Source organism: Pseudomonas triticicola (assembly GCF_019145375.1).
In the GTDB taxonomy this organism is placed as follows: domain Bacteria; phylum Pseudomonadota; class Gammaproteobacteria; order Pseudomonadales; family Pseudomonadaceae; genus Aquipseudomonas; species Aquipseudomonas triticicola.
Genome location: NZ_JAHSTX010000001.1, coordinates 2,468,556 through 2,481,803 on the forward strand (window position 1 = coordinate 2,468,556; position 13,248 = coordinate 2,481,803).

Sequence of the window (13,248 nt, forward strand, 5' to 3'; positions counted from 1 at the left end):
CTCTCAAGAAATCAGTTTTTCCAGATCATCGAGGGATAGACGTTTGAGGGCCTCCAGTGATTTAGCCAATTCATCCTGAACGGGCGACATTTCGACGCGCAGGGCTTCGATCCGCGCGCAGAAATCCTTGAGCGTGTCGGTCTCGAACAGCGCCTTGAGCGGCACCTTGTCGCCCAGACGTTCCTGCACCCGGGTCACCACCAGCGTCGCCAGTAACGAATGGCCGCCGAGCTGGAAGAAGTTGTCCGCCAGCCCGACCCGCTCGACTTCCAGCACCTCCTGCCAGATCGTCGCGACCTCCCATTGCAGATCGCTTTGCGGTGCATGGTATTGCTCCTGCGTCGGGCTCTCGCCCAACGCCATCAGCGCCTTGCGATCCAGCTTGCCGTTGGGCGTCAGCGGGACCGCATCGATCAGGTGCAGATGCCCCGGCACCATGTGCGCCGGCAAGCGACTGGCCAAGGCATTGCGTACCCGCTCGGCCAGCGTCGACCGCTCGCTGTCCGGCGCGGCGACGAGGTAGGCATGCAGGTGTTTGCCAGCGGCGCCGTCCTGCGCCAGTACCACCGCTTCGCCGATATCGTCGAGTTCCAGCAGACGCGCTTCGATCTCGCTGAGCTCGATGCGGAAGCCGCGAATCTTCACCTGATGGTCGGCGCGACCGATGTACTCGATGTTGCCATCGTCGCCCTGGCGCACCAGATCGCCGGTGCGGTACAGGCGCTCGCCGTTGCTCGCGTAAGGATTCGGCACAAAGCGTTCGGCGGTCAGCGCGGCACGGCGCAGATAGCCGCGCGTCACCCCGGCACCCGCCAGATACAGCTCGGCCGCCACGCCCTCGGGCGGCACCTGCAACTGACTGTCGAGCAGGTACGCCACGGTGTTGTCCAGTGGCCGGCCAATATTCGCCCGGCCCTTTGGCGTGCGCAGGGTGAAGGTCGAATAAGTGGTGTCCTCCGACGGCCCGTAAAGATCGTAGACCTGCTGCACCTGAGTGCTGGCGTAGAGGCTGTCGACCAGACCCTGCTTGAGCGGTTCGCCGGCCAGATTGATGGTGCCGACCGAAGCCGGAATCTGTCCCGACCGTTGCAACGCGGCAATCGCCGACGGCACGCTGTTGATCAGCGTGACCTGATCGCGCGCCGGCAAATCCGCCAGCGCCAGGGCGTTGTCGGCCAGCACCAGGCAGCCACCGCAGGCCAGCGTGACGAAGATTTCCCACACCGAAAGATCGAAGCAGATCGAGGTCGAAGCGAGCACACCGCGCAATTGTTCTTCGCGATAGACACCCGCAGACCATTGAATCAGCGCCGACAGATTGCCGTGGCTGATGGCTACGCCTTTCGGTTTGCCGGTGGAGCCGGAGGTGTAGATCACGTACGCCAGATTTTCAGCCGCGAGGTTAACCAGCGGCGCAGTGGCCGGGCATTCGCTGGCGACGTTCTCGTCCACCAGCAGCACCTGCGCACTCAAGGTTTCGGGCAGCATCGCCAAGGCCGCTGGCTCAGTGAGCAGCACCGCCGCGCGGCTGTCGTCGAGCATGTGCAGCAAGCGTTCCTGCGGGTAATCCGGATCGAGCGGCACGTAGGCGCCACCGGCCTTGAGGATCGCCAGCAAGCCGACCAGCATGTCCGGCGTGCGGCGCATGCACACGCCGACGCGCACTTCCGGCCCGACGCCCATGCCTTGCAGCTTGTGCGCCAGACGATTGGCTCGGGCATCGAGGTTTTGGTAAGCGATGGATTGCTCAGCGAACAGCACCGCGTTCGCCTGCGGTTGACGTTGCACTTGCGCGGCAATGTACGCCAGCACCGTGCGTTGATCCGGCGCGGTCGCGGGTGCCTTGCCCCACTCGATCGCTTGTTGCCGTTGTGGCTCGGCGAGCAGTTGCAGCGCCCCCAGCGGCTGCGTGGCGTCGGCGAGGAACTGCTCGAGCAGGCCTTGCAACTGCGCACTCAACGCATTGATCGCTTGAGCGTCGAAACTGGCCTGATCGTAACTCACGCCCAGACTCAGCTCGCGGCCGGTGACCGCCACCAGCGTCAGCGGATAGTTGGTCTGCTCCTGCCGGCGGATTGCCGAGAACTTCAGGCCCGTCTCTGGGCCCTGCGCCAGTGCTTCAGCCATCGGATAGTTTTCGAACACCAGAATACTGTCGAACAACGCCCCGGCACCCGCCCCGGCCCAGCGCTGAATGTCATACAGCGGCGTGTGTTCGTGCTCGCGCAAGGCCAGGTTGAGGTCCTGCACCTGTTGCAGCCATTGGCTGACGCCGATCTCCGGCGATGGCGCCGCCACCACCGGCAAGGTGTTGATGAACAGGCCAATCTGCTGCTCGACACCCGGCAAATCGGTTGGCCGTCCGGCGACCGTCGCGCCGAACGCCACGTGATCCTGGCCCGTATAACGCTGCAACAGCAGCAGCCACGCCGCTTGCACCAGCGTGTTGAGGGTGACTTTCTGCTCGCGGGCGAAGCGGTTCAGTTCGGCGGTCAGCGGTTCGCTGAACACATGCTCGTGATCGGCATAGCCCCTGGCGGCGTGCCTGACCGGCATGGCACTGGCCAGTCGCGTCGGCTGTTCAAGGTCCGCCAGCGCCGTGCTCCAGAACTGCCGACTGGCTTGCTGATCACGCTGGCCGAGCCATTCGACGTAATCGCGATAACGCCCCTGCCCTGCGCTCGGCGTGATGCCGGCGTAACGTTGCAGCACTTCGCCGAACAACTGCGAAGTGCTCCAGCCGTCCATGAGGATGTGATGACAGGTGTAGATCAGGTGATGAGTGTGCTCAGCGGTGCGCACCAACGTCACGCGCAACAGCGGTGCGTCGAGCAGATCGAAGCCGTTGTGCAGGTCTTCAGTGGCCAGATGATCAAGTGCTGAATCAAGGCCAGCGCGACCGCGCCAGTCCTGCACTTGCCACGGCATCTGCACGCGGCTGCGCACCACTTGCACCGGCGCGGCGGCATCCTGCGGCCAGACGAACGCCGTGCGCAAAATGTCGTGGGCATCGAGGGTCTGCTGCCAGGCCTGGCGGAAGCGCTCGGCGTCGAGCTGCTCGACGTCGACGCGCAGCTGATTGGTGTAGGCCGGGCTGTCCGGCTCGTTGCGGCTGTGGAACAGAATGCCTTGCTGCATCGGCGACAGCGGGTACAGATCGACGATGTCACGCGGCGCCATCGGCAGCGCCGACAGCTGCGCCTGGGTCAGGTTGGCGAGTTTGAAGTCCGAGGGTGTCACGCCACCGGCCGCGCTGTCGCAGCAATGTTCGATCAGGCGTTGCAGTTCGCGGCGATAGGCCTCGGCCAACACCCCGATGGTCTCGGCGCGGTACATGCCGGTGCCGAAGGTCCAGGTCAGTTCCAGCTCACCACCGAGGACCTGACCGTCAACACTCAGCCAATTGCCCAGCGGCGCTTGCCCATCCTGATTGGCGCCGGTGCTGTCAGCGCTTGGCAGGAACAACGCGCCCTGCTCGGCGCTGAACGCGCCGTCGAACTGACCGAGGTAATTGAAGGTCACCCGTGGTTGCGCCAGCGTCTGCAACTCGGCTGCACGCGTGAGGTAACGCAGCACGCCATAACCGATGCCTTTGCCCGGCACCGCGCGCAGTTGTTCCTTGACCGCACACAGCGATGCAGCGGGATTGGCCTGCGGGGTCAGGCGCACCGGGAACAAGCTGCTGAACCAGCCGACCGTGCGGCTCAGGTCGATGTCGTCGAACAGGTCTTCACGACCATGGCCTTCGAGCTGGATCAACACCGACGGCTGCTCGCTCCAGTCACACAGCACCCGCGCCAATGCGGTCAGCAACAGGTCGTTGATTTGCGTGCGGTAAGCCGCCGGGGCGACTTTCAGCAGCTTGTCGGTCAGTGCCGGACTCAGGCGCGTACTGACGCGAGCGGCCTGGGCGCGGGTCTGGCTGTCCACGGCGAAATCTTGTGGCAGTGCCGCGTCTTCAGCCGCCAGGGTCTGGCGCCAATAATCGCGTTCGCCGGCCAGCGCTTCACTCTGCGCATAACGATGCAACTGCTCGGCCCAGTTGTGCAGCGAACTGCTCTGGCTTGGCAACATCGGCGCCGTCCCCGCCGCCAATGCCTGGTAAGCCTGCTGCAAGTCCTCCAGCAGAATACGCCACGACACGCCGTCGACCACCAAGTGATGGATGACCAGCAACAAGCGCTGCTCGGCATTCGGCAGAGTGACCAGCACCGCGCGCAGCAACTGCCCGCGCTGCAGATCGAGGCTGCGCTGCGCTGCGTCGGCCACGGCCGGCAAGGCATCGAGACTGTCCAGTTCGCGCAGCCAAAGCAGTTCGGCATCGCGCTGAGTCTGCGGCAACGCCTGCCAGCTATCGCCCGACTGCACAAAGCTCAAGGCCAGCGCTTCGTGCTGCTCGACCAGCGCCGCCAGCGCCTCACGCAAATGTACGACGTCCAACGCCAGGGTCGGTTGCAGCATCACCGCCTGGTTCCAGTGCTGGCGCTGGGCAATCGGCGTATCGAAGAAGCGCACCTGGATTGGCAGCAACGGCAACGGCCCGCGAGCCACTGGTGCGGCGACGGCAGCCGGTTTGGCTTCGATCAGTTTGGCCACAGCAGCCAGTTGGCCGATGGTCTGTTTTTCGAACAACTGCTTGGGGCTGAGCTTGATGCCCTGGCGCTTGGCCCGGGCGATGATCTGCAAGCTGAGGATCGAGTCGCCGCCCAGTTCAAAGAAGTTATCGCTGCTGCCGACTCTCTCGAGCTTGAGCACCTCAGCCCAGATCGCGGCCAGTTTCTCCTCGATCTCACCGACCGGCGCGACGAACTGCTGGCTGACCACGCCGGGCACTGGCAAGGCACGCTTGTCGAGCTTGCCGTTGGCAGTCAGGGGCAGCTTTTCCAGCAACAGCAACTGCGCCGGCACCATGTAATCCGGCAGCCGCGCCTGCAACTGCTCGCGCAGTGCCTGCGCCTGCACCTTCGCGCCCACTGCCGGCACGCACCATGCCAGGAGTTGCAGGCGCGCCGGGTCGTCATCCAGTGGCAGCGCGAGCACGGCGGCTTCGCTGACGCCGTCGAGACTGAGCAACACCCGCGCGACTTCCGCAGGCTCGACACGGTAGCCGCGCACTTTGACCTGATCGTCGGCACGACCGATGAACTCCAGCGCCTGCTCGCGATTGCGCCGGACCCGGTCGCCACTGCGGTACACCCGCGCGCCGGGGTTCCCAAACGGATCAGGCAGGAAACGCTCAGCGGTGAGCCCCGGCTGATTCAGGTAGCCCAGGGCAACGCTGTCGCCGCCGATGTACAACTCACCGGCAACCTGATCAGCTACCGGGTTGAGCACATCGTCGAGCACATAGACATGGGCTCCGACCAGCGCTGTGCCGATCGGAACACTGCGTGCTAGCGCGGCAAGCACTTCGACCTCGTGGGTGAGCACGCCCACGGTGGTTTCGCTCGGGCCATAGTGGTTGATCAGACGACAGCCCGGTTTCAGTTGCTGCACACGCTCGACCAGCGCCGGCGAACAGGCTTCGCCGCCGACGATCAGTGCGTGTTCCGGCAGCACATCGGCAGGCTTGGCCGCCTGCAACAGTGCGGCGAGATGTCCGGGGACGATTTTCAGCACGCCGACGCGATGGCGGGCCATGTATTCGGCAAAGCGATCCGGGTCGAAACCGAGTTCTTCCGGCAGCACATGCAGCAGTCGGCCCGAGCACAACGCACCGAACAGCACGGTGAAACCAAGGTCGGCGGCGATGGTCGAGACCAGCGCCATGCTCGCCTCCGGCGCCGGCGCCAGACGCTCGAGTATGCCGCGCACGTAACTGCCCAGCGCGCCGTGGCTGACCAGCACGCCCTTGGGTTGCCCGGTGGAACCGGAGGTGTGAATCACGTAGGCCGGCGACTGCGCATGCAGCGTCAGCTCAGGCGCGGACGTCGGCAGCGACTGCCATTGCCCCGGTGCAAACTCCAGACCCTGACAGCCCTCAGCCGCCAGTTCGCTGAGCCGTGCGTCGCCTTCAGCACCGATCAGCGCCCGCGCCTGCGCAGCACCGAGCATCTGTTGCAGGCGCGCGCTTGGCGCCTTGACGTCGAGCGGCATGTACACCGCGCCAGCCTTGAGAATCGCCAATACGCAAGTCAGCCAGTCCAGCGAACGTTCCAGCAGCACCGCCACCGGGTCGCCGACATCGACGCCCTGCGCACGCAAATAATGGGCGAGACGATTGGCCTCCTCATCCAGCGCCTGGAACGTCATTGTCTTCTGCAAATCACGAGCCGCCAGCGCCTGCGGCTGCCGAGCCACTTCACGCGCCCAGTGCTGCAACACCGTCAACGCCGGTTCGCGTTGGCTGGCAAGCGCAGCAGGCCGTGGTGTGGCAACCGTGTGCAATGGCGCCTGCGGCGAGTCGAGCAACTGGGTAAACAGATCCAGCAACATCGGCACAAAACCGGCGACCGTTTCCGCCCGATAGAGATCGCTGGCGTAGGTCATCTGGCCGTGGATCAGCGCGCCGTCGTCGGTGATATCCAAGGCCAGATCGAAGTGCGTGCCGTCCTTGGCCAGCGGGTATTCGCCGACAGTCAGGCCGGGCAAGGCCATCGAGCGTTGTTTCTGCATGCCGACGTTCTGGTTGAACTTGGCCTGGAACAGCGGGTTGTGGCCCAGGGTGCGTTCGGCGACCAATTCGTCGACGAGTTGCTCGAACGGCAATTCCTGATGCGCCTGCGCGCCGAACGCCGCTTCACGCACCTGCGCGAGCAAATCGGCGAAACTGCCGCGCTCATCGACCTGGCAACGCAGCACCTGGGTGTTGACGAAGAAACCGATCAGTCCCTCGACTTCGGCGCGGCCACGGTTGGCATTCGGCACGCCGACACGAATGTCGCGCTCGCCGGCCAGACGCGAAAGGAACAGCGAGAACCCGGCCAGCACCAGCATGAACAGGCTGATGCCCTGGCTGCGCGCAAAAACGTTGAGCTGTTGCGACAGGTCGGTGCCGAAATCAAAGCTCAGGGTCTGTCCTGCAAAGCTTTGCGTCAGCGGTCGGGCAAAGTCCGGCGCCACTTCCAGCAGCGGATGTTCGTCGCCCAATTGCTGACGCCAGTAGTCGAGCTGGCGTTCACCCTCGCCGGCCTCCAGCCAGCGCCGCTGCCAGATCGCATAGTCGGCGTATTGCAACGGCAGCGCCGGCAATTGCGGCTCGCGCTGCAGGCTGAACGCCTGATAGCACTGGACGAATTCCTTGACCATGACGTCCATCGACCAGCCATCGGAGACGATGTGATGCATGCTCACCACCAGCACGAACTCATCGTCGGCCAAAGCAAACAGGCTGGCGCGCAACAGCGGGCCGTGGCGCAGATCGAACGGTTGCGCGGTGACGTCTTGCACGTGTTGCGCGAGCAGTTCTTCGCGCTCTTGCGCGGCGGTACCGGTCAGATCGACGCGTTCCAGCGCAATACTTTGCTGCTCGAGAATCAGCTGATGCGCTTGATCGCCGTCGGTGTGAAACACCGTGCGCAACACTTCATGGCGCGCCAGCAGATGGTCGAACGAGCGGCTCAGGGCCGACTCATCCAGCCGGCCTTTCAGACGCAAGCCAGCGGCCATATTGTATGCGGCGCTGTGCGGTTCCAGTTGCCAGAGAAACAGCAGGCGCTGCTGGGCGAATGAAAGGGGAATCTGCGCGCAGTCGTGGCGGCTGACCGGCAGCGGCAACAGGCTGAAATCCTTGCCCTCCTCGCGCAGCTTGGCGAGAAACAGCCGACGCTGTTCCAGCGGCAGGCCGACGAACCTTTTTGCAATACGTTCCGCCATCGTGCCGCTCATACTTCTTCTCCTTGCAAAGCATTCATGAACTGATCCAGGTCGGACCAGTCGTCGTCGCCGCTCGTCTCGGCCAGTTGCCCGAGCACCTCGGCGAGATCCGCCAGCAGCGGTTTTTCGAACAGGCTGCGCAGCGGCAGCACCACGCCCATCTGCTCCTTGACCCGGGCAATCACCTGCGCGGCCAGCAACGAATGGCCGCCCAGTTCAAAAAAGTGATCGTCCAGGCCCACACGCGGCACGTGCAGCACCTCGGCCCAGACCTGCGCCAGACACTGCTCGGCCGGCGATTGCGGAGCGCGGTAATCGCCCTGCAACTGCGCCGGATCCGGCGTCGGCAAGGCCTTGCGGTCGAGCTTGCCGCTCGGCGTGAGCGGCAGGTCCGCCAGCAACAGCAGATGCCCCGGCACCATGTAATCCGGCAGGCTGGCTTGCAGCGCCGCGCGGGTCTGCTGACGGAACGCCGTTTGCGTTGCCGCGCTGGCAAGCACCGCAGGTTCTGTCACCACGTAGGCGACCAGTTGCGCACCGCCGGCGAATGGCACCGCCAGCACCACTGCCTCGCGAACGCGCGGACATTGCTGCAGGCGCGATTCGATCTCGCCCAGTTCGATGCGGAAGCCGCGAATCTTCACTTGATGATCGACCCGGCCGACATATTCCAGCGCGCCATCGCCGCGCAGCTGCGCACGGTCGCCGGTGCGGTACAGGCGCTGGCCATCGGCGAAAGGGTCGGCGATGAACCGCTCGGCGCTGAGGCTCGGCTGACGGTGATAACCGCGCGCCAGCCCCGGCCCACCGATGTACAACTCGCCCACCGCACCTTGGGGCAGCAGGTTCAGATCATCGTCGAGCACGTACAGACGCCGAGCTGCCAGTGCGTGGCCGATCGGCATGCCGCGCCACGACACGTCTTGGGCGGTCAGCGCGGTGCAGTCATGAATCGTCGAGACCACCGTGGCCTCGGTCGGGCCGTAGGTGTTGAGCAGGCGCACATGGCCGAGCCCGGCCTGTTGCCACAAGCGCAAACCGTCCACCGCCATGGCTTCGCCGCCGACGTGAATCTGCCGCAGCGCGCCGAAACTTGCCGGGGGTTTCGCCGCGTATTCCTGCACTAGCCAATACCAATAAGCCGCCGGCAGGTCGGCCAGAGTGATGCCCTGATCGTGGATGACCTGATGCAAAGTCGCGCTGTCCCACAACGGCGCGTCGCGCATGACCACGCTGGCGCCGTGGCACAGCGGTGGGAAAAACTGCTCGACGAAGCCATCAAAACTGCTGGTGGCGAATTGCAGAACCCGGTCGCCTTCGCGCAGATCGCTGTAGTCGATGGCGCGGGCGATGAACTCGCTGAGCGCGCCATGACTGACCGCCACGCCTTTCGGCCGCCCGGTGGAGCCAGAGGTGTAGATCACGTAAGCGAGGTTGTCAGCCTCGACCGTGACCGGCAGGTTGTCGCTCTGCTCGCTGTCGGGCAATTGCTCCAGACACAGGCACTCGATGCCATCCAGTGGCGGCAGCTTGGCGAGGCTTTGCTGATCACTGAGCAACAGTTGCAAACCACTGTCAGCGAGCACATGGCGCAAGCGTTCGGCCGGGGTTTGCGGATCCAGCGGTACATAGGCACCGCCAGCCTTGAGCACCGCCAGCAGCGCCACAGCCAGTTCCAGTGAACGTCCCAGCGCGACGCCGACCAGCACGTCCGGGCCGACACCCTGTGCGCGTAATTGATGGGCCAAGCGATTGCTGCGGCTGTTGAGTTCGTCGTAGCTGAATGCCGGTGCAGGCGCTGTGGCCAACAGCACCGCCGGCGCTTGCGCAGTCCGTGCGACTTGCGCTTCGAACAGGCTTTGCACGCTAGTGAAACGAGGCGCTGGCGCGGTGGCCTGGATCAACCCGTGGCGTTCGCTGTCGGCGAGCATCGCCACCTCGCCGATCAACTGCTGCGGGTCGCGGCACACCGACTGGAGAATGTTGCGCCAATGCCCGGCCAGCGCGGCGATGGTTGAGGCATCAAAAATATCCGTGGCGTAAGTGAAGGCAGCAAACAGTTGCTCGCCCTCCTCGCGGGTGTCGAGCATCAGGTCACTGGTGGCCGCGTGTTGCCGAGCGCTGCCGGCCAGTTGTTCTTCGCTCAGATAACCCACGCGCAAGCCTGAAGCGAGTTGCGCCTGGTGCAAATCGGTGACCAGCGGCTGGTGGTTGAACATCACTTGAAACAGCGGATTGTGGCTTTGGCTGCGCGCCGGTTGCAGGGCTTCGATCAAGGCGTCGAACGGCAGATCCTGATGGGCCTGAGCGCCCAGTGCAGCCTGGCGCAGGTTCTGCAGCAACTCGGTGAAGGGCGTTTGTGCGGTGACCACGCTGCGCAGAATCTGGGTGTTGACGAAGAAGCCGATCAGCCCTTCGGTTTCACTGCGGGTGCGGTTGGCGATCAGCCCGCCGACACGAATATCGGTCTGGCCGCTGTAGCGATGCAACAGGGTCTTGAACGCCGCCAGCAACACCACGAACAACGTCACGCCCTGACGCTGGGCAAGGTTTTTCAGCGCTTCGCGCAAGGCCGCGTCGATCACCGTTTCCAGGCGTGCGCCTTGATGGCTGGCTTGCGCCGGATAAGCGCGGTCGGTGGGCAATTCCAGCACGGGATGTTCGTCGCCCAGTTGCGTGCGCCAGTAGTCCAGTTGCCGCTCGCGCTCACCGGCCTCCAGCCAGCTGCGTTGCCACAGTGCGTAGTCGCGGTAATGCACGGTCAACGGCGCCAGCGTCGGTTCACGCCCGGCCACTAACGCGTCGTAAGTGCGCATGAATTCGTCGATCAGAATGTTCATCGACCAGCCGTCGGCGATGATGTGATGCAGGGTCAGCAGCAACACATGTTCCTGCGCGGCCAGGCGCAACAGCCGCAGACTCAGCAGTGGGCCGTTGTGCAGGTCGAAGGCTTGGGTCGCCTCGGCCATCATGTGCTGCTGCGCCAGCGACCAGCGCTGGGCTTGGGGCAACTCGCTCAAGTCAGTTACCGGCAGTTTCAGTGGCTGCGGTGCGGCCACACGCTGGAAGGCCCGCTCGCCGTCCTGGCCGAAGGTGGTGCGCAAACATTCGTGGCGCGCCGCCAAACGGCTGAAGGCTTGCTCCAATGCTTCGACTTGCAGATCGCCATCCAGACGCACAGCCATCGGCAGGTTGTAGGCTGCGCTGGTCGGCTCCAGTTGCCAGAGAAACCACATGCGCTGCTGCGCGTAAGACAGGCCGTCACGCTCGGCGATGCCGTCGCAGGCGGTCATGGGCAGTTGCGCAAAATCGATGCCCTCGCGGGCCATGCCGGCGAGGAACAGACGGCGTTTGTCCTGGGGCAATTCGATAAAGCGGCGGGCTAGTTTCTGTGCGTCTGCGGCATTCATGCGTGGAGTCCTTGCTGATCGGCGGCGTGACCTGGAGACCCGGTCGTATCAACAAGAACGAATGGCTCGCGCAATGATTTAGCGCGCCAGCGGCAATCACGGCCCGACGGTACAAAGGCCAGACAGACAAATGCCGAAGCCGGTACAGGCCCGGATTCGGCATTCGAGTTGAAGGGTTGCGAACAGGTCAGCGCACGTCCTGCGAATGCCCCTCGGCCATCGCCACGATGACTTTGCGCGGCCCTTCGAACGGTGAGCGCGCGTGAGCCGAAAGCATGTTGTCGAGCATCAGCACATCGCCCTCCTGCCAGGGGAAACTGATCGCACAGTCGTCGAGCACCGCCCGAATCTGCGCCAGCACTTCGTCTTCGATCGGCGAGCCGTCGCCGTAGTAGACATTACGTGGCAGGTCTTCTTCGTCGACGATGTCGAGCAAGCTTTCGCGCACGTCCGCTGGCAGGTTGGAGATGTGAAACAGGTGCGCCTGATTGAACCAGACGTGGTCGCCCGTGACCGGGTGCACCGCCACCGCCTGACAGGTCTGCCGCGTGCGCAGCTCACCGTCGTCCTTCCACTCGCAAACTATGCCGTGAGCCTTGCAGTAGGCCTCGACGACTTCGCGGTCTTCGGTGTTGAACACGTCTTCCCAGGCCACATCGAGGCCATTGCCGAAGTTGCGCACGTACATCAGGCCTTTGCTGACAAAACGCTCGCGGATCGCCACGGGGATGCGCCGGTAGACTTCGCGGCTGTCGGCAATCGGCGTCTCGCCGCCGGACCTGGCGGCGATCATGCTGTAGAACCAGATCTTCATCGGCCAGTCGCGGGAATAGGCCTGTTCGTTGTGCAGCGGAATGCTCTGGTGCGCCGGGTATTCGGTGGAGGTGTACACGCCTTGGGTGACGTTGGTACGCGGCGTCGAGCCGAACTCGTAATTGAGCAATGGATGGCCGAAACTCGCGGCAAACTGGCGAAACTGCTCGGCGCCGTCGAGGCGGAAACCGCGAAACAGCACGCCACCGTCGCGCAGCAGGTGCTCGTCGACCAAGGCCTTCAATTCATCGAATACCGCCAACAGATCGGTGTCGGCCTCGCCCGCCTCGACCAACAGCGGCAAACGTCCGCGCTGCGGCAGCAACGGCCGCACGGAAAATCCCAGAGCAACAGCCATGACTGGCCTCCTGAAAATGATAGATGAGGCGCGTCTCAGAACGCCGGTTGCGCGGCCTGCGCATGGCGCCGGTGATGCACTTCCAGATGCGTCTTGATCGTGCGAATGACCCGCGCCTCGTGCTCATGAATGAAGAAGTGCCCGCCGGTCATCATGTCCACCGAGAAACTGCCCAGGGTCTCCTTGCTCCAGCCGATCAGTTGTTCGGTGGTGGCGCGGTCTTCCTTGCCACCGAGCACGTGCACCGGGCAATTGAGCAAGGGCCGCTCGGCAGGCGTAAAGCGGCCGCACATCATGAAATCGGCGCGCAGCACCGGCAGGGTCAGGCTCATCAATTCCTCATTGGCGAGGATTTCTTCGCTGGTGCCCTGAAAGGTGCGCAACTGTTCGATGAGCTCTGCATCGCTGCGCGGTTCGGCAAAGCCGCGGTCGTAATCGCTGCGCATGGACGGCGCAGCGGTGCCGGAGGCGAACAGCGCCAGCGGCTCCGGCACACCCAACTCGCGAAAGGCATGGGCCAGTTCGCAGGCGAGCAACGCACCGAGGCTATGCCCGAACAACGCATACGGGCCTTGCAGCCCCGCTTTGTGCTCGCGCGCCAATTGTCGCGCCAGTGCACGCATGTCGGTCTGCAGCGGTTCATCGAACCGCGTGCCACGCCCCGGCAGTTCCACCGGTTGCAATTGCAGCCACGTCGGCAGTTGGCGCCGCCAGCGGCTGTAAACCATGGCGCTGGCGCCCGAGTAGGGCAGGCACAGCAATGTCAGCTTGGTCACCGCGCTTTCCTTGAAAAATGTGTCTGCAAGAAAGACGGATCACTGGCCGGACAAATTAGTCGCCCGGTCGCTAAAT

4 protein-coding genes are annotated in these 13,248 nt (G+C 64.1%); all 4 read right to left on the reverse strand.

What is annotated here, in order from left to right; translation table 11 throughout:
• Positions 1–3: 3 nt before the first annotated feature.
• Positions 4–7,827, reverse strand: coding sequence for a non-ribosomal peptide synthetase (locus KVG85_RS11005; protein WP_217863867.1), 7,824 nt, complete (start codon positions 7,825–7,827; stop codon positions 4–6).
• Positions 7,824–11,225, reverse strand: coding sequence for a non-ribosomal peptide synthetase (locus KVG85_RS11010; RefSeq protein ID WP_217863868.1), 3,402 nt, complete (start codon positions 11,223–11,225; stop codon positions 7,824–7,826). The genes KVG85_RS11005 and KVG85_RS11010 overlap by 4 nt, the downstream gene beginning before the upstream one ends.
• A 187-nt stretch (positions 11,226–11,412) precedes the next feature.
• Entirely contained in the window at positions 11,413–12,396 is a 984-nt protein-coding gene (locus KVG85_RS11015) for a TauD/TfdA family dioxygenase (RefSeq protein ID WP_217863869.1), read from the reverse strand.
• Between the two features lie 35 nt (positions 12,397–12,431).
• Positions 12,432–13,172 (reverse strand): thioesterase II family protein, encoded by a 741-nt coding sequence (locus KVG85_RS11020; RefSeq protein WP_217863870.1) that lies wholly within the window; start codon positions 13,170–13,172, stop codon positions 12,432–12,434.
• Between the last annotated feature and the right edge of the window lie 76 nt (positions 13,173–13,248).